The sequence below is a fragment of the Nitrosomonas sp. Is37 genome, from assembly GCF_033063275.1.
In the GTDB taxonomy this organism is placed as follows: Bacteria; Pseudomonadota; Gammaproteobacteria; order Burkholderiales; family Nitrosomonadaceae; genus Nitrosomonas.
Window position 1 is genome coordinate 24846 of record NZ_JAWJYP010000006.1, and the last position, 17817, is coordinate 42662.

A 17817-nucleotide genomic window follows, 5' to 3' on the forward strand; every position below is an offset into this window, starting at 1 on the left:
TAACACGAAAAATTTTTCCATAGTTGGGGTGCTTTGTGCACACAAAGGGAATATCAATCTTATCTGATTTTAAGAAAGGCAGGGTTATGTTAAATAATTTAGAGAAATTAATCTCCATGATGTTGCGGCTGCTGATATTGGTGTTCTTGCTAGGCTTTATGCAAAATGTAATGGCACAAGAAGATGATTCTGATGAAGAATGGCCAGACATCGTTCTCAGAGACGATGGAAAATGCACAAAATGCCATGATGAGAGCAGCGGCAATCCTGTGTTATTTATTGGCAAAACTAAACATGGGACTGTAGCTGATGGTCGTACCCCAACTTGTACTAGTTGTCATGGAGAAAGTGATGAGCATATGGATGGTGATCAAGCAATTCCACCGAAACCATCACGTACCTTTGGGAAGAATCCGAGAACTTCTATTCTGGATAGAAATCAGGTGTGTTTGAACTGCCATCAAGGAGGCAAGCGCATGCATTGGATCGGGAGCGCTCATGCGAATCGGGATACGGTGTGTACTGCTTGTCATGAGATCCATACCGTATTAGATAAAGTCCGCGACAAAAACACTCAATCCAATGTATGTTTTACCTGTCATAAGGAGCAACGGGCCCAGATCAACCGTCCTTCACGCCACCCTATTCGCGAAGGGAAAGTGGTGTGCTCAGATTGTCATAATCCGCACGGCTCAGCTGGTCCAAGCATGACAGTGCGCGATAGTGTAAATGAAACCTGTTTCACCTGTCACATGGAAAAGCGCGGGCCATTTATCTATAACCATCCACCCGTCCAGGAAAATTGCGCCATCTGCCATAACCCACACGGCACCACAGCGCCAAATTTGCTCAAAGTGCGTGCTCCTTTCCTTTGCCAGGAATGCCATGAACCCAATGCCCATCAGGGTTCCCTTGGAACTATCACCGGAGCTTACGCTAGAAATACGATAGCGAGAGGTTGCATGAATTGTCATACCAACATTCATGGCAGCAATAACCCAGAGAATGTTCGTAATGACACACTCTTTCAACGTTAAGCAAACGGAGGGCAAGGCAATGAAAACACACATTTTCTCTCAAGCTAAAATTGGCGCTGTCTTACTGATCATGGCAAACTCAGTTTGGGCAGAGCATCATAGTATCCAACAGTTTACCAAGCCTCAAAGTACGGTTAATTTTGGCGCAGGCTATTTATTCAATGAAAATGCCCACTTTGGTCAATATAGCGGCCTACGTGACCAAGGGGCTTACGGTATTTTCAATGTCGATATATCGAGAAGAAATGACGATACCGGTACCTGGTTTAAGGTAATAGGCCGTAACCTGGGCTACCAAAATCGTGATATTCGGCTTGAGCATAGTCGGCAAGGTAATCGGCGTTACTTTTTTGAATTCAACCAAACACCGCAGTATTAAGCCATTCACTGCCATAAGTGCGTTCTCCTTTCCTTTACCAGGAATGCCATGAACCCAATGCCCATCAGGGTTCCCTTGGAACTACCACCGGAGCTTACGCTAGAAATACATTAGCGAGGGGTTGCATGAATTGTCATACCAACATTCATGGCAGCAATAATCCAGAGAATGTTCGTAATGACGGCCTCTTTCAACGTTAAGCAAGCGGAGGGCAAGGCAATGAAAACGCATATTCTTTCTCAAGCTAAAATTGGTGCTGTCTTACTGATCATGGCAAACTCAGTTTGGGCAGAGCAAGATTATAGTATCCGGGAGTTAACCAAGCCTCAAAGTACGGTTAATTTTGGCGCAGGCTTTTTATTCAATGATAATGCCCGCTTTGGTCAATATAGCGGCCTACGTGACGAAGGTTTTTACGGAATTTTCAATGTCGATGTATTGAGAAGAAATGACGATACCGGCACCTGGCTTAGGATAATAGGCCGTAACCTGGGCTACCAGAATCGTGATATCCGGCTTGAGCATAGTCGGCAAGGTAATTGGGGTTACTTTTTTGAATTCAACCAAACACCGCGATTTGAGCCATTCACTGCCATTACTGCAGTTAAAGGAATCGGTAGTTCTCACCTTCAAGTTCCCACTACTCCTACTACCGGAGACCCCTTGCGGCTCAAAACTGAACGAGAGATTATCAGCTTGGGTGCTCATAAATTTCTTCCGGGTAATTTTGAATTGCAGGTTCATTTCAGGAATGAAGAAAAAGATGGTGCACGCATATTCGGACGGGGCAATCGGCTAGGTCCACCTGGACCTACTGCAGTGGGTGGCTATGAATTCATTCCTGAGCCTATTAATTTCACTACGCGTATATTTGGAGCAACACTCAATTATAACGGTAAAGATCTTCAGCTATCCGGAGGATACTATGGAACACTTTTTGAAAATAAAAATACAGCCTTGACCACTACTGGCGGCAGCAGTGTGGGCGGAATTTTTGCTCCTAGCTTGTTTACTCCTATCGCACTACCACCCGATAATCAAGCACACCAGGCGTTCTTGTCTGGAGGATACAGCTTCAACCCATACACCCGAGGTACATTCAAAGCTGCCTATACTATAGCAAGTCAAACAGATGGTTTCTTTCCGACCCAGCTTACAGCTCCTGGCGCTCCCAGTAATCTGCATGGGAAGGTTGACACATCATTAGTGCAAGCAGCCGTCACTTCTCGACCGTTATCCAAGCTTACTCTACTTGCGAATTTCCGCTATGAAGATCGTGATGATAAAACTCCTGTTTTTCTTTACAACCCGAATGCATTTAATGTTGATTTAAATGGAAATCGTTGGAATGGATTTAATACCCCACGTTCTTTCACGACTTTTACCAATAAATTTGAGGCGAGCTACGCATTGCCTATGAATTTGCGCCTGATTGGTGGTATTGATTATGAGCACTGGGATCGGACTGGGACGCCTCAAACAACGAGCCATCGAAATCATACCGACGAATTATCTGGTCGCGTTGAATTGAGACGCTCATTGGCAGAAGCTTTGACAGGAACCATCTCATATATACACAGCGATCGCTCTGGTTCACATTTTTTAACTAATGTCAAAGCAACGGGTGATCCATTCTTTAACCTGATCGCTCCGATTAATCTCGCTGATCGCAATCGGGACAAAGTGCGGTTATTGCTTAATTGGGAACCTCTTGAGCCTCTGTCCGTGCAAGTCGCAGTAGACCAGTCATGGGACAACTTTGATGGAGACCGCAGCAACTCAGGCTTAGGTATTCATAAAGGTATTGCACGAAACTACTCACTAGATGCTGTTTACACATTTTCTGAAGATTTGCAAGCAAATGCATGGTTCTCAAGAAACGAAACACAAATCGATCAAGCATCCAGAACACCAGAACCGCGCGTGCCCTGGTCTGTTAAGCTGGAAAATTTAGGTACTTCATTTGGCGTTGGAATGAATGGCAGACCTCATGAGAAACTCGAAATAGGCACCAACCTTACTTACTCTGATATTACTGACAAGTTTAAACAATCAATCACTGAGGTTGCTTGCTGCCCTGGTAATACGCCTGTACCCAATATTAATTTCAAACAAGGTAGATGGAATTTATTTGCAAGATATGCATTACAAAAAAATCTTGGCCTTCGTTTGGATTATATTCTTGATTATTTTAAAACCAACGAGTGGACCTGGAACAGATGGACTTATACCGATGGAACACAATTAACACAAGACACAAACCAGTTGGTCAATTTCCTGGGTCTTTCTGCTTATTACAGCTGGCAATAACTGAGTGCAGCAGTGATTTTATTGGAATGGACGCATATGATCTCGAAAGGCATTCAAGTAAAATGCCTTTCCATAATCCCGTATCTTGCTAGCATGCGAAGAAAATCGGTCTAGTTAATGATCTTGCTGATTAAAAAATTCTCAAGATAACGAGTTAGGGTCCAACACTTTGTTCAGGTTTTACCGTCTTCATCGCTGTTAGATAAGCAATAATTTTTTCTATCACCTTCTCCCGTGCTGGAATCTCAGCTGTCAGCGCCGGCATGGTCGTGTTATAGCGAATACTGGATGGATCATCAATCCAGCGTTTCAGATATTCTGGCTTGATATACTCGGTCACACTAAGCGGATAATTCAATTCTGGCGCCTTGCCGCCACCTTGACCATTAATAGTATGACATGCAATACAGTGCTTGCGAAAATGCAGGAACCCCTGCTGCACTTCCTGAGATGCATTGACCGGTGGAAAAAGAGCCGGGAAACGAGCTGCAAAAGAGGTCAGCTCAATCCCTTTTATCTGGTAAGGCATGTCCGCTGCACCTTCTTCGAGTAATTCAGATGTATTCAGATTATCCCATACCAGGTAGAGCGGTTCTAATCTGACCATTTCGTTATTCTGCAGGACGTTATTCAACATGAACGGAGTATCGTCTGCACTAGCAAAAGCAAAATAGGCATCGTAAGCAAGGAACTTTGCTACGGGAATGCTTGGCTGGTAACCATCTACGCAGAGAAAAACGATCTCTTCTGCCCTCCTCCAGTTTTTGCCAAAGACCTGATCCAACAGCAATCGTGCAGGGTAAACCTGATAAATGCGCATTTTTTTCTCATGCACCTCAAAAATCTTGAGGAAACTAGCTGGTGCAAGCTTATCAAATTCGTGCAGATTCAGCGTTTGCACGATCTCGCCCTTGTTTTTAAATTCAATAACCGTATTTACCCCACTGTCTTGAGCAAATACCAGCTTGGTTAAACTAGCAAGCATGCAGAGAGCAGCAATCACGAATCCGCCATACCAAAGATTTTTCATTCTTGTTCAACCCTTATAGCTCCACTAAGCCAATCATCATTTCATTCTTCTTCCAGATGAGACCAAAGTACGGTGTACCTCGGTACGATAGGCATAGAACGAATAATTAGCCACAATGCCTCCCATTGTCACATTGTATAACCGCAACAAAGGAGTATTTCACTTATGGCACCTCTAGAAACACTGCTTAAATCCTTTTCACTAACCCTGGTTTTAGCATTTACCAGTACTAGTGCGCAGGCAATTCCGCTCACCCCAAGTGTAACAGTTGGCAACACACTACAGAACGATGTCAATTCGAGAGAAGGTATCGAATTGGATCTTATCACTGGGAATGGCGATATTTTGATCCCAACAGCTAATCCGACTGAATTTGCCAATTTGGAAGCAGGAAGTAATAATGATTTGTTTACTTTCCTCAATAGTTCCAGCTCGAAGGAATTGAGCGCAATTTATTATCCAAACCTGTCAAATGCGAATATTAGCACTTCCTCTTGTCACTCCTCCATTAAGGATCACCTCACACTAAACCCGAATGGTGCAGTAGTCGAAGAGCCGACCCCAGCAGCGGCTAGTCCTGAACCTGGCATGCTCGCTTTTGTTGGGATCGGCTTGCTCAGTTTCCTTGGAATGAGACGACGGCAGGATTATTATTGATCCAGCAAATGAAATCTTTAAGCGCTCAATGCATTGCGAGTCAGTGATTTTTTGTACATGCTCATATGCTCGCCGGCGGTTGCTATTGAAATTATGTTGGCTGAAAAAAACCATGAACAATCGCCGCTTTTCCATATTCTCCATGGGATTACAATTTATTTCGACAAACATATCGAAATAGGTATCTGTAAACGCTCAAAAAAGGTAGTCATGTGATAAAACTGCTAGCTGGACAAAATTTGATATAAACCGAACGAGGATGCCGTCGATTGGCTTCATTCAAATGAGTCAAGCGCGATGAATGAAAACGCGCTACCCTCACCTGCTAAAAAGGAAAGCTATTTCTTCTCTCTTAGCAAATTTTGTTCATCAGCCTACCTAATGCTATAAACTTAAATCAAATTCCTCAATATCCGCTTTTATCTTGCGCGCTAACGCTTCCAGCTGATCAGCTACCTCTTCCCTATCACGCGAAAGCGCATCTTTAATCAGCACGGTAAGTCTGTCGAAATCAGAAGGCGACAAACTACTCAACGCCTCGGCAGAAAGCCCCTGCTTAAAATGAGCTATCACTTGGTTTGCAGTTCTTTGAATACCATTCATATGCATTCACCTCCAACAAGATATGTTATGGAGATCTACCTCTATTTAACTCCTCAACTATCTTATAGAGTGAACCGCTACCTGACAATTAATATCCTATCCTCTGGGTAACTCAATACCTCGAAGTCGACGGTATAGAGTAACTGCAAATGAATCTGTCATACCCGAAACAAAATCAGTGGCACTTAGAAGTCGTTCGTAAGGTGTTTTTCCTCTTTTGAACTGTTCTGGAATGATTTCCAGAATTTTCTTTTCTGCCGAAGTTTTTAAACCTTTACCGCCAACTAAGGCCGGCACGACCTTATCCAACAGGCTACCAAGCACTTCAAAACCGGCTGCTTCAATATGAAGAACGTTTGGCGCAACATACACTTTTTCTTGGGAGAGCTTTTTGATAGCTCTAAGTTCCTTGCTAAATTTAGACTATGCCATTAAGTCTTGCTCAAGTGTACCTTCCATAAGCTTATCGTAATTCATCTCAAATACCGATACCGTATCAAGAATCAAAGAATTAATCGCTCTCAGCCAGTAGAAAGATTTGCGTCTTATCTTGGAAACGTCGAAAAGCGCTTGAAAAAACAATGCGATCATTGTCACGCTGGTACCCTGATCGGGCATCAGTTTTCTTTTCGCGACCGCGACCTAGACGCCCAGCCGATATTAACCCGACAATGTTATAAACAGGCAAAAAGAGCAAATTGAATTAATTAAAACGGAATATCGTCTTCCAGATCGTCAAACCCGCTACCTGTCTTATTGTGGTTAGCAGGCTTGTCAGCATAGCTCGCACTGTTGTTGTATTCACTCTCCCTGCCTGAGGATTCGAAATTAGCTCCAGCCGCGCGACTACCCAACATTTGCATGCGATCGGCGATGATTTCGGTGGTATAGCGCTCAATGTTAGATTTATCCATCCATTTACGCGTCTGCAAACGACCTTCGATATAAACCTGCGAGCCCTTTTTGAGGTATTCACCCGCAATCTCAGCCTGCTTGCCAAACATCACCACACGATGCCATTCGGTTCGCTCCTGTTTTTCACCGCCTTTATCTTTCCAAGTATCAGTTGTAGCAATATTCAAATTAGCCATGGCGTCACCGCTTGGCATATAACGTACTTCCGGATCCCGTCCCAGGTTTCCAATCAGGATAACTTTATTAACTGATGCCATTTATGCGTCCCCCTTTAATAATCGGACAACCTTTTCCTCATCAAACCCTTTGAGGTCGACTTTTAGATAAGCCACCTGCTCATTGGCCAATACCAGCGCTTCATAAACGCCGGGCAATGCTGCCAGTTCACGCGACAGTCCACTGGCTTGAGCCGCATCCATCTCTTCAACATGATACATTTTGGAGCGCACTGCTGCAGGTGCCTTCATGGTAGCTGCCAGATACAACCAAATAATCAGCAACAGCGCGCAGAAAGCAGCAATCGTGTACACCCCGTAATGCTGATAAAAATAACCGCCTGCACTTGCGCCAACAAATGCACCCAGAAACTGGGTGCTGCTGTAGACTCCAATGGCAGTCCCTTTGGCGCCAACCGGTGCGATCTTGGAAATGAGCGAAGGCAGACTGGCTTCCAGCAGGTTGAAGGCAGTAAAAAATACCAGTAGCGCCGCCGCGGTTCCCCATAAAGATTGATGCATGAGCGCCAGCAAAATCTGCCCCACCAATAGCAGGACGACTGCGGCAACGAAGACGGGTTTGAGTTTGGCTTTCTTTTCTCCATAGATGATGGCAGGCACCATCAGCACAACCGATAAAACCAGCACTGGCAGATATATCTGCCAGTGCTGCTCTGCCGCCAGCCCCGCATTACGCAGCGACAGTGGCACGACCAGCCAGAGCGCCATCAACACTGCATGCAACGCGAAAATACCGTAGTTCAGGCGCAGTAATTGCGGATCACTCAGGACGCTGGTAAAGCGTCCGGTGGATACTTCCGTATCGGAATGAAAGCGGCTGATGGCGGGATCTGGAATCACTTTGTTAACCACAACAATCGCCGCTATCGCCAAGATACCTGTCATGATGAAAATACCCGGTACGCCGATCCATTGGTTCAGTAAAGGCGCAAGCATCAGTGAAATTGCAAAGGTAGCACCGATGGTCATCCCGATCATGGCCATGGCTTTAGTGCGATGCTCTTCGCGAGTCAGATCAGCGGCAAGCGCCATGACTGCCGCGGAAATCGCACCTGCACCCTGAACGATGCGACCGGCGATCACCCAATAAATATCAATGGCAGTAGCTGCCATGAAACTGCCAATGGCGAATAGCACTAGCCCCATATAAATGACAGGTTTACGTCCGATGCGATCAGACATCCAGCCAAACGGGATTTGCAGAATCGCCTGGGTCAATCCGTAAGCACCCAGTGCGATCCCCACCAGCGTGTAATTATCACCACCGGGAAGATGTTCCGCAAATAGAGCAAAAACGGGCAAAATAATGAATAATCCAAACATGCGTAATCCATAAACACCGGCCAGGCCGATGGAGGAGCGCATTTCTATCGGAGACATTTTTTCGGAAGTTGATAATGCAGACATGAATCAGATTGTGAGAAAACTGGAAAGTTAGGTATATTAGCAGGTTGACCCATACTTAGGTAGCTGATGGAACTGATTAAAATTCGCGGAGCACGCACCCATAATCTCAAAAATATCAACCTCGATATTCCACGCAACAAGCTCGTGGTGATTACCGGCTTATCCGGTTCAGGTAAGTCTTCGCTCGCATTTGACACGCTGTACGCAGAAGGACAGCGCCGCTATGTCGAGTCGCTGTCCGCTTATGCCCGGCAGTTTCTGCAATTGATGGAAAAACCCGATGTCGATCTGATCGAGGGGCTTTCGCCTGCCATCGCCATCGAACAGAAAGCCACTTCGCATAATCCACGCTCAACGGTCGGAACCGTCACCGAGATCCATGATTACTTGCGTTTGCTGTTTGCCCGTGTGGGTGAGCCGCGGTGCCCAGAGCACGGCATTATCCTGTCCGCCCAGAGTGTCTCGCAAATGGTGGACCAGGTACTACAATTACCGGAAGGTACCAAGCTCATGATACTGGCACCGAGTGTGGTCGGTCGCAAAGGTGAGCAACTAGATCTGTTCGACGAACTGCGTGCGCAAGGATTTGTGCGCGTGCGGCTCGACGGGGAAACGTATGAAATCGACAATCTGCCAAAATTGGAGAAAAACAAGAAGCATACCATCGAAGTAGTCATCGACCGGCTGAAAATCTTGCCTGACGCCAAGCAGCGATTGGCAGAATCGTTTGAGACTGCCTTGCGCCATGCTGATGGCCGCGCCTTGGCAGTAGAAATGGAAAGCGGCACGGAGCATCTGTTTTCTGCCAAATTCAGTTGCCCAGTGTGCAACTATGCCTTATCGGAGCTGGAACCGCGCTTGTTCTCCTTCAATAACCCGGTCGGCGCCTGCCCCAAATGCGATGGGCTGGGACAGATTACCTTCTTTGATCCTGAGCGGATCGTTGCCTTTCCACATTTGTCGCTTGCTTCCGGTGCGATCAAACATTGGGACCGGCGTAATCAGTTTTACTTTCAGATGCTGATGGCGCTAGCCAGGCATTATGATTTTGATCTAGAAACTCCCTTCCAGCAATTGGATGAAAAAATCCAGCACATCATTCTGCACGGTTCTGGCAAGGAAAAAATCAAGTTCTCCTACCTGAATGAAAGTGGCCGATCCTCCCAGCAAACGCATGCTTTTGAGGGTGTTATTCCCAATCTGACGCGCCGCTATCATGAAACCGACTCACAAACCGTGCGCGAAGAATTAGCGAAATTCATCAACTCGTGCACGTGCCCCGATTGCGAAGGCACGCGCTTATGCCGTGAAGCGCGGCATGTGCACGTCAATGGAAAAACTATCTATGAAATCAGCGCATGGCCACTCAAGCAGGCCAAGCTGTTTTTCGATCAGCTAACGCTAGCGGGGCATAAACAGGCGATCGCGGAACGGATCATACGGGAAATCGCCAACCGCCTGCAATTTCTCAACAATGTTGGGCTTGATTATCTGTCGCTTGATCGCTCGGCGGACACCCTATCGGGCGGAGAATCCCAGCGTATCCGCCTGGCGAGTCAAATTGGCTCTGGCCTGACAGGCGTTATGTATGTGCTGGATGAACCTTCGATCGGGCTGCATCAGCGCGACAATGGTCGTCTGCTAGAAACGCTGCAGCACCTGCGCAATCTTGGCAATAGCGTGATCGTGGTGGAACATGATCAGGATGCCATTCAGCTGGCCGATCATGTAGTCGATATGGGACCTGGCGCTGGTGAACATGGTGGTTGCGTAATTGCTCAGGGTACCCCAGCAGACATTCAGCAGAACGCATCCTCGCTGACCGGTCGCTATCTTTCTGGCACATTAACCATCCAGGTTCCGCCAACCCGCACTCCCCCCAATCCTGAACGTATGCTGAGAATCACTGGCGCATCTGGCAACAATCTAAAGAATGTCGATCTCGATCTGCCTGTTGGGTTGCTGGTCTGTATCACCGGTGTGTCGGGTTCAGGCAAATCCACGCTGATCAACGACACGCTGTATTGCGCTGTGGCGCGTCATCTCTATGGCAGCAGCACGGAACCCGCACCTTATCAGGAGCTTGATGGCATGGCTTTTTTCGATAAGGTGATCAATATGGATCAAACACCGATCGGCCGCACACCGCGCTCCAATCCAGCCACCTACACTGGCCTGTTTACGCCGATCCGTGAACTGTTTGCCGGTGTCCCGCAAGCGCGGGAGCGTGGCTATAATCCCGGGCGTTTTTCGTTCAACGTCAAAGGCGGACGTTGCGAATCCTGTCAAGGAGATGGCGTCATCAAGGTAGAAATGCATTTCTTGCCAGATATTTATGTCGCCTGCGATGTATGTCATGGCAAGCGTTATAACCGTGAAACACTGGAGATTCAGTACAAAGGCAAAAACATCAACGAGATCCTGAAAATGAATGTGGAAAACGCCTTTGCATTCTTTGATTCCGTGCCGGTGGTCGCGCGCAAACTGCAAACCTTACTCGATGTGGGACTGGGCTATATCACCTTGGGGCAATCGGCTACCACGCTCTCAGGCGGGGAAGCGCAGCGTGTGAAACTGTCACTGGAGCTGTCCAAGCGTGATACCGGCCGCACGCTTTATATCCTCGATGAGCCTACTACCGGCCTTCATTTCCAGGATATTGATCTCTTGCTGAAGGTGCTGCACCGGCTGCGTGAGCATGGCAATACCGTTGTCGTTATTGAGCATAACCTCGATGTGATTAAGACAGCCGATTGGATCATTGATCTTGGGCCAGAAGGTGGCGATGGCGGCGGCCAGATCATTGCCGAAGGCACGCCGGAAAGCATCGCGCAAAACCCGATGAGCGTCACCGGTGAATATCTAAAACCCATGCTTGCTGCAGCGAGTAAAAAGGAAAGCACTGAGGTAAGCGCTTGAACCCGCGCGAACTGTTGCTCAACAGTTTCCAGGTGGCGCTAGACGCAGCCGACCCGCTAAAAATAGTCCCAGCTCATTTACCGAGTCCGCCAAAAGGAAAAACCTTGGTGGTGGGCGCAGGCAAGGCTGCCGCAGCCATGGCGCAGGCGGTAGAGGCGCATTGGCCAGCAGAGGCCAATCTGGAGGGCATCGTCATCACGCGTTATGGCCACGGCCTGCCCACCCGAAAAATTGAAGTCATCGAAGCTGGTCATCCGTTACCCGATCAGCACGGCGAACTCGCCACACGAGCGATTCTGGCAAGAGTGCAAGCACTCACCGCCAATGATCTGCTGCTGGGTTTGTTCAGTGGTGGTGGATCGAGCTTGCTGTCGCTGCCGATTGCGGGTATCTCGATGGAGGAACTCAAGGATATCACTCAGCAACTGCTGCTTTGTGGTGCTTCTATTCAGGAAATCAATATGGTGCGCAAGCATCTATCCGCCGTGCTCGGTGGCAGACTGGCAGCCGCCTGTCGTGCGCCGATCCATTGCCTGATCATTTCCGATGTCACCGGAGACGATCCGACCCATATTGCCTCAGGCCCTTGTGTGCCTGATCCGAGCACTTATGTCGACACGCTCGCCGTGATCAAGCAATATGCGATCAATGTCCCTCCCCATGTCATGAATATTCTACAGGAAAGAAGTCAGCATGCCGGAGATGAAACACCCAAGCCGGATGATCCCATTTTCAGAAATGTGCAAAATCGCGTCATTGCTACCGCCCACCAATCGCTCAAGGCTGCTGAGCATTTTTTTCGAACGCACAACATCTCTTCGCTGACACTGGGCGATACCGTCACCGGGGAAACACGGGAAGTAGCCAAAGTGTATGCGGCCCTGGCAAGAGAAATTCGCCATTACGGCAATCCGTTTAAACCACCTGTAGCGCTGATTTCTGGTGGAGAAACCACCGTGACGGTAAAAGGCCGTGGCCGAGGAGGACGCAATGCCGAATTTTTACTTTCGCTTGCCATTGCACTGAATAGACTGGAACAAGTCTACGCACTCGCCTGTGACACCGATGGTATCGACGGCACAGAAAATAACGCAGGCGCTATCCTCACCCCCGACTCACTTAGCCGCGCCCGTCAGCTTGGCCTCGATCCTGTCGCTCTGCTGAATGACAACGATGCCTATACTTTCTTTGAACAACTCGATGATCTGATCATCACCGGCCCCACCCGCACCAATGTGAACGACTATCGAATCATTTTGGTTTGGTAGCGAGCTTCTTCTGCTTTTCCTTGAGTAGTCGGTAAAACATCTACTTCGATGAACTTAGTCGACAGATTTAGGCCGAACAGCATGCGGATGGTGGTCTTCAACCTAAAAACCGCAGTTGGAATCACCTAAACTGCTTGGAACCCCCGTAGATTAAGGGTTACTGCGACATCAATAGTATCTTCAATTAGGTGAAACTATAACAAATAGCCAAAATTTATTAAAAGTGCTGTCACGCCTTGCTCAAATGAAGCCGCAGAACGGCTACAAAAGTGATGAGGCAACCAGAAAATGTAACTAGATTAAACAAATGGAGTAGCCGAAACAAAGTGCAATCCCTACCCACTTGTTGGCTGTGCATGGATAGGGGATTACCAAGAATATGTTTTACCGGAGGTAAAATTCATCTTGCCATTACCGAGAAGTTCTTATAGCGGTTTTTAGGATAAAACAATCAAGTTTTACCTAATTATAGAAATCTTTATATCTGCAACTGAAAGGAAATTTTGAAAATATCAATCGCGTTACCTGCTACACCAGGTGCATAATTTGCTCCTTTAACAGCTAGATCACCATTTTGATAATAAGCTGAGAGGCGAGCGTTAAAGCCATCGATGACATAATTTACCCCACCTTTAATTTCTTCTCGATTGCTACTATTATCAGGCTGAATACTGGTAAATCTACCGTAAGGCTGGAATTTCCCAATGCGAACCTTAGTTGGTATCAAATAAAGACCTGTCACTGTCCATGATTTACCGTCAAAAATGCAGAAACAATCTCTATCAGCAAATGCAGCGATTGAGTAATCAGCGTCGAATTGCTTATATTCACCGTTTGCAGTGATTACCCCCATATTATTGGGAAATATTTTCTCGAACAGTGCATCACCGACAAAGCCGAGAAAATCACTACGATGTGCAAATGATCCTGCACCATTCTTTTGGTATGCCATGCCGAATGCCAACGCCAAAATGTCTCCTGCCATACCATAATAGGTACCAGCAGTATAATAGCCGCCGCGATAATTTTCTGGATTCAAAAAATTATATGTGAAGCGCGCGGCTGTCAGTACGCTGCCGCCTTAATTAGGCCCCTCGTTAGGGGATGATTGTAGGCCACGATAAATCCCCATGGCATAGCCAAGCGTGCCCGGAACAAAACCTGGTTCCACATTACCCCCCAAGGTTGCGCCATCGTCCAATCCGTAACGACCTGCACCACCATTTCCAAACTTTACACTGAAATCCGAGGGAAAAAACGGTGTTTTAAAGCCGTCATAAGTGGCATGAAAAAAAGGACCGCTTAATTCACCACGTTCTGTAGGCACTACCATACGTCCTCCCCAGAGCTTGAGATAACGATTAAACTCGAATTTTGCAATCGCGGCGAGAATGTTGTATGTCCTCTTGAGATCATTACGAAAACCCTGATGGTCACAGAAAAAGCATTCTGTAGCGACTTCGAATTTAAGATATTGATGGAATTGTCCATTCAAATACATACGTGCATTATCGATCCTGAAATCACCGTTTAAATTTCCCGAACTTTGATTTTCGATCCACGCTCCTGTACCACGTAAACCTGCTCCTAAACTAATCCATTTAGTTTCATCAGCTTGCACCTTGAGTCTATCGGAAATTGGCTTAAGTGAAACATCCATTGAGTAAGCTTCAAGTGAAGGCAAAAGAAAAATGCTCATTAGCAGCATTATCTCGAAAAATCCTGCATGTGCCCGGGTATCTTCTTTCTTGTGATGGAGAACTAAACCTAGATGGTTGAAGATTAATGACATCATTTTACCCTTCCTTCCTTTAATAAATGTTTATCAAATTGGATGGTTGATGAATAATCCTAAAAAAGCCGCAATAGATTATTAAAATATGCAAATTTAAAAAATACGTACTAATACGTAGAACAAAAGTATTCTTTTACTAAATGAACTAATACATACGTACTAATACGTAAAACAAAAACGTTCTTTCGCTAGATGAAATATGTAATTCGATTTGTAAGCGTACTCAAGTTATCCAGTACGACCTGGACCAAATGCTCCAGCCCTTGCGACCGAGTTCATGAGGGGATTCCTTTGAAGTGTCGATAGCGACGTATCAGATGATTGGTGGAGCTATCATGTCCGAGCGCGGGCTCTGTCTTGTTTTCCAGTTCAGGGATGATGCGTTGAGCCAGCACCTTGCCCAGATCCACGCCCCATTGGTCGAAGGGATTGATTCCCAAATGGCACCTTTCCAAATCGCACCTTGGGTGAAGACCGAGTTTTTATGCAGTGGAAGACGAACTCAGGCTAAAAGAGGAATTTAGGTTTATTTTTCCTATACGCACACGATGTGCCAGTCAAGATCACATGACTATTCTGTTCGATGTTTCTGGCATAAGAAATAAAAATTGTATGCAAATGCATTATTGCTTGCCTATTCGCTATCCCTTAGCATCCACATGCAGCGAAACTAAATTGGTTTAACCCGTTGCTTCTGTTCTGCTTCAGGAATCAATCTTTAGGAGTCGATCAGAAAATTAAGGATTAAATAATATTAAGGATCAAATAATTAAACCACTCTGAGTCCAATTATTTGTATTTTTTCTATATAGGAGACTGCAAAAATGAAATTTTCACTCATATTAGCTGCACTCTTACTAGCATCCTTACTAACTGCCTGCATGGATCCAAAACCCGGTCAGTATCCGCCAAGCGCAATGATGGACCGTGATTCTATGCCCAGCGACAATTTTTTACCCAGCAACGATTCTTCATCCTCGAACGTGACGGGTATCCGCCAATAATGGAACGCGTTCTATGCTGGATAAGCAGGATACAAAAAAACTGTCCTTTTAGGGCAGTTTTTTTGTAATCAGGATCACCGAGCAAATTTATTAGTTGGCTTTGGCATTATTCTTCTTTTTACCAAAATTAACCCTGAATTCCTCTTTTAGTCTGAGCTGGAAGTCCAGTGCGCCTGCCCGCGCTGCTAAGAGATTGCAGCGTTGTAGGTCATGGGTGATATAACCACCCCAGCCCCATTTAATTAGAATCTAAGCATTGCAGAATGCTACTGCTGAATTTTGCAAGCAGATAAGTGATAGTTGTGTTGGTTAGCATATTAACTGGATGGGTATGGAACTCTTGGGGTCTGCAGCAAAGATTTTGGTTTGCTAGACTGAAATACTGCCTCTTATTGATTATCCGCTGTACCGTTCGGGATGGTATCTATCTTTAGATTGTCGTTCTTTCTGTACGTAATATTAACAGGAGCAGGTTAATGAGCGATCCTGATTATTCATCGTGATGATAGTATGGAACATGTGAATGAGTTTACCTGGCTTTATTCTCATTTGCCTTATACTGACATGGAGCAAAGTGGTTTTTCCAGAAAATATGCTAGCCATGAAAGAAACAATTAAATCTTCTACGCCTACTCTCTCCGACCGCTTGCATAACCATGTTCTTCATCTCGCGTCGAAAATTGGACAACGTAACATCTTTCATTTGCATGCACTCAATGCTGCAGCAGCATATATCAGCAATGAATGGGCTGCGCAGGGTTATCAGGTGAAAGTACAGTATTACCAAGCCAATGGTGTACAAAGTAAAAATCTGGAAGTCAGCCGGATAGGCACGACAAAGCCTCATGAAATTATCCTTGTTGGGGCGCATTATGACACAGTGGAGGGTTCACCCGGCGCGAATGACAACGCTAGTGGCATTGCTGCGCTTCTTGAACTGAGTCGGTTTTTTGCCACAGTCGAAACAGAACGCACCCTACGTTTCGTAGCTTTTACCAACGAAGAACGGCCTTTCTTTTTCTGGGGTCAGATGGGTAGCACCATTTATGCCCAGCAGGCAAAGGCGCGTAATGAGAATATACGCCTTATGATCTCACTGGAAATGCTGGGCTCATACAGCGAAAAGCCAGGCAGTCAAAGTTACCCCTTATTTCTTAAATATTTCTACCCAGATCGTGCAAACTTCATCGCGATGGTCTCCAACTTGGCATCACGCAATGAATTGAATCAGCTGGTTTTAGCCTTCAAATCCCACTCGGATTTCCCACTAGAATCTCTGGCTACCTTTGAATTCATCCCGGGAGTAGCATGGAGCGATCATCTATCCTTCTGGCGAGAAGGTTACCCCGCGGTGATGGTCACCGATACAGCTTTTTATCGCTACGAAGCCTATCATACGGAGAAAGATACACCCGAAAAGCTGAACTATTCAGCGATGGCACAAGTAGCAGAAGGATTGTTTCATGCTTTGCGAACATTAAAGTTGCCCAAATAAATTAACTAACCTGGGCTCCTTGTTGCGGACAACTCATTTTATTATTGAATGGATCAGGAACAGAGCATGGTCTTTTCTTTACCTTCTTCTGATCAATGCACCAATTAATACGCTGAGCTCTATTTAGGTACAAATAAACAATAAACCGAGTTTCAGACAGTTGCGGTTTATGCCTTTTTTCTTCTCTTTTGTATTTGACTCTATTGCTGACTGGCAATTGGCGGCTCCGAGATAACCGCATGCTGCTACGAAATCAGGTCTAAAAAACTCAGAAGTCATTTTTTAATAAGCGTTACTCCCTCCCCAAAAAACAGAATCACGTTGGTTGAAAGACTTTGGTTAGCCCTAGATCAACTCGATCCAATCATTGAATGGGATCAGGAAATTGAAAATCGAATCACTGTTTACGAAACTGATTCCAGAAATAAGTAACTCCAATTTCCAATTAACTCAGATACTCCATACAGCATATACTCAATTAGCGACAATATAATTCTTTTATAAACATAGCCTTATGTATTATAAATAAAAATGCGTCTCTAATTAAAGACAGAATAAATCTTTTAAAAAACATGGGATTATACATTTTGCATATTTTTTGTATAAAACTAATGTATTGTCGGCGACTTTTCCTCCATATCTTTCTTATAAGATATCACATAACTATTTGTTATTAATATATAAATTATATTGGCACAGATAGTGCTGTATATAAAGCAAAGTTATTTTTATTACGGGATTAAAAGAAGATTGGGACTTATG

The 17817-nt window shown here is 45.6% G+C and carries 16 protein-coding genes and 1 pseudogene; 8 read left to right on the forward strand and 9 right to left on the reverse strand.

The genetic code is table 11. The annotated features are described in order from the left end of the window. Nucleotides 1–86 precede the first annotated feature (86 nt). The 3 genes from R2Q26_RS04180 (at nucleotide 87) to R2Q26_RS04190 (ending at nucleotide 3726) form a co-directional block, all read left to right on the forward strand. Nucleotides 87–1037 carry a DmsE family decaheme c-type cytochrome gene (locus R2Q26_RS04180; RefSeq protein ID WP_317535111.1) on the forward strand — a complete coding sequence of 317 codons (951 nt, stop codon included), beginning with the start codon at nucleotides 87–89 and terminating at the stop codon, nucleotides 1035–1037. A 19-nt stretch (nucleotides 1038–1056) separates the two neighbouring features. Then, a complete protein-coding gene (locus tag R2Q26_RS04185) occupies nucleotides 1057–1416 on the forward strand; it encodes an MtrB/PioB family outer membrane beta-barrel protein (protein ID WP_317535112.1) in 360 nt (119 codons plus the stop codon). A gap of 219 nt (nucleotides 1417–1635) precedes the next feature. After that, entirely contained in the window at nucleotides 1636–3726 is a 2091-nt protein-coding gene (locus R2Q26_RS04190) for an MtrB/PioB family decaheme-associated outer membrane protein (protein ID WP_317535113.1), read from the forward strand. A gap of 154 nt (nucleotides 3727–3880) precedes the next feature. Here the strand turns inward: R2Q26_RS04190 and R2Q26_RS04195 are convergent, their stop codons facing one another. Then, nucleotides 3881–4756 carry a cytochrome c gene (locus tag R2Q26_RS04195; protein WP_317535114.1) on the reverse strand — a complete coding sequence of 292 codons (876 nt, stop codon included), beginning with the start codon at nucleotides 4754–4756 and terminating at the stop codon, nucleotides 3881–3883. A 165-nt stretch (nucleotides 4757–4921) separates the two neighbouring features. Here R2Q26_RS04195 and R2Q26_RS04200 point away from each other — a divergent pair, with 165 nt between their 5' ends. After that, nucleotides 4922–5413 carry a PEP-CTERM sorting domain-containing protein gene (locus tag R2Q26_RS04200; RefSeq protein ID WP_317535115.1) on the forward strand — a complete coding sequence of 164 codons (492 nt, stop codon included), beginning with the start codon at nucleotides 4922–4924 and terminating at the stop codon, nucleotides 5411–5413. A 384-nt stretch (nucleotides 5414–5797) separates the two neighbouring features. Here R2Q26_RS04200 and R2Q26_RS04205 read toward each other — a convergent pair whose 3' ends face one another. From R2Q26_RS04205 to R2Q26_RS04225, 5 genes and pseudogenes are all read right to left on the reverse strand, one after another. Then, entirely contained in the window at nucleotides 5798–6016 is a 219-nt protein-coding gene (locus R2Q26_RS04205) for a hypothetical protein (protein WP_317535116.1), read from the reverse strand. A gap of 96 nt (nucleotides 6017–6112) precedes the next feature. Then, nucleotides 6113–6421 (reverse strand): annotated as a pseudogene (locus R2Q26_RS04210) (hypothetical protein); the annotation flags it as partial. An 18-nt stretch (nucleotides 6422–6439) separates the two neighbouring features. Further along, a complete protein-coding gene (locus tag R2Q26_RS04215) occupies nucleotides 6440–6634 on the reverse strand; it encodes a hypothetical protein (protein WP_317535117.1) in 195 nt (64 codons plus the stop codon). A gap of 89 nt (nucleotides 6635–6723) precedes the next feature. Further along, nucleotides 6724–7188, reverse strand: coding sequence for a single-stranded DNA-binding protein (ssb, locus tag R2Q26_RS04220; RefSeq protein WP_317535118.1), 465 nt, complete (start codon nucleotides 7186–7188; stop codon nucleotides 6724–6726). After that, nucleotides 7189–8574: an MFS transporter gene (locus tag R2Q26_RS04225; protein WP_317535119.1), complete on the reverse strand. Its 1386-nt coding sequence runs from the start codon at nucleotides 8572–8574 to the stop codon at nucleotides 7189–7191. A 66-nt stretch (nucleotides 8575–8640) separates the two neighbouring features. Here R2Q26_RS04225 and uvrA point away from each other — a divergent pair, with 66 nt between their 5' ends. Then, nucleotides 8641–11493 (forward strand): excinuclease ABC subunit UvrA, encoded by a 2853-nt coding sequence (gene uvrA, locus R2Q26_RS04230; RefSeq protein ID WP_317535120.1) that lies wholly within the window; start codon nucleotides 8641–8643, stop codon nucleotides 11491–11493. Continuing rightward, on the forward strand, nucleotides 11490–12761 hold the full coding sequence (locus tag R2Q26_RS04235) for a glycerate kinase (protein ID WP_317535121.1): 1272 nt from the start codon (nucleotides 11490–11492) through the stop codon (nucleotides 12759–12761). The genes uvrA and R2Q26_RS04235 overlap by 4 nt, the downstream gene beginning before the upstream one ends. A gap of 478 nt (nucleotides 12762–13239) precedes the next feature. On the opposite strand, the gene R2Q26_RS04240 is transcribed toward R2Q26_RS04235, so the two are convergent. From R2Q26_RS04240 to R2Q26_RS04250, 3 genes are all read right to left on the reverse strand, one after another. Continuing rightward, nucleotides 13240–13800: a hypothetical protein gene (locus tag R2Q26_RS04240; protein WP_317535122.1), complete on the reverse strand. Its 561-nt coding sequence runs from the start codon at nucleotides 13798–13800 to the stop codon at nucleotides 13240–13242. Nucleotides 13801–13842: 42 nt separating this feature from the next. Next, nucleotides 13843–14556: a hypothetical protein gene (locus R2Q26_RS04245; protein WP_317535123.1), complete on the reverse strand. Its 714-nt coding sequence runs from the start codon at nucleotides 14554–14556 to the stop codon at nucleotides 13843–13845. Nucleotides 14557–14831: 275 nt separating this feature from the next. Continuing rightward, entirely contained in the window at nucleotides 14832–15011 is a 180-nt protein-coding gene (locus R2Q26_RS04250) for a hypothetical protein (protein ID WP_317535124.1), read from the reverse strand. Nucleotides 15012–15380: 369 nt separating this feature from the next. Between R2Q26_RS04250 and R2Q26_RS04255 the strand changes: the two genes are divergently transcribed. Together R2Q26_RS04255 and R2Q26_RS04260 are read left to right on the forward strand one after the other, a co-directional pair. Next, complete coding sequence (locus tag R2Q26_RS04255) at nucleotides 15381–15560, forward strand: hypothetical protein (protein ID WP_317535125.1); 180 nt, start codon at nucleotides 15381–15383, stop codon at nucleotides 15558–15560. A gap of 523 nt (nucleotides 15561–16083) precedes the next feature. After that, nucleotides 16084–17055, forward strand: coding sequence for a M28 family peptidase (locus R2Q26_RS04260; RefSeq protein ID WP_317535126.1), 972 nt, complete (start codon nucleotides 16084–16086; stop codon nucleotides 17053–17055). Nucleotides 17056–17817 lie beyond the last annotated feature (762 nt).

Bases quoted from the DNA above. Each gene is read 5' to 3' on its own strand.
- R2Q26_RS04180 (WP_317535111.1), top strand. From the start codon at position 87: ATGTTAAATAATTTAGAGAAATTAATCTCCATGATGTTGCGGCTGCTG.
- R2Q26_RS04185 (WP_317535112.1), top strand. From the start codon at position 1,057: ATGAAAACACACATTTTCTCTCAAGCTAAAATTGGCGCTGTCTTACTG.
- R2Q26_RS04190 (WP_317535113.1), top strand. From the start codon at position 1,636: ATGAAAACGCATATTCTTTCTCAAGCTAAAATTGGTGCTGTCTTACTG.
- R2Q26_RS04195 (WP_317535114.1), bottom strand. From the start codon at position 4,756: ATGAAAAATCTTTGGTATGGCGGATTCGTGATTGCTGCTCTCTGCATG.
- R2Q26_RS04200 (WP_317535115.1), top strand. From the start codon at position 4,922: ATGGCACCTCTAGAAACACTGCTTAAATCCTTTTCACTAACCCTGGTT.
- R2Q26_RS04205 (WP_317535116.1), bottom strand. From the start codon at position 6,016: ATGAATGGTATTCAAAGAACTGCAAACCAAGTGATAGCTCATTTTAAG.
- R2Q26_RS04215 (WP_317535117.1), bottom strand. From the start codon at position 6,634: ATGCCCGATCAGGGTACCAGCGTGACAATGATCGCATTGTTTTTTCAA.
- ssb (WP_317535118.1), bottom strand. From the start codon at position 7,188: ATGGCATCAGTTAATAAAGTTATCCTGATTGGAAACCTGGGACGGGAT.
- R2Q26_RS04225 (WP_317535119.1), bottom strand. From the start codon at position 8,574: ATGTCTGCATTATCAACTTCCGAAAAAATGTCTCCGATAGAAATGCGC.
- uvrA (WP_317535120.1), top strand. From the start codon at position 8,641: ATGGAACTGATTAAAATTCGCGGAGCACGCACCCATAATCTCAAAAAT.
- R2Q26_RS04245 (WP_317535123.1), bottom strand. From the start codon at position 14,556: ATGATGTCATTAATCTTCAACCATCTAGGTTTAGTTCTCCATCACAAG.
- R2Q26_RS04255 (WP_317535125.1), top strand. From the start codon at position 15,381: ATGAAATTTTCACTCATATTAGCTGCACTCTTACTAGCATCCTTACTA.
- R2Q26_RS04260 (WP_317535126.1), top strand. From the start codon at position 16,084: ATGAGTTTACCTGGCTTTATTCTCATTTGCCTTATACTGACATGGAGC.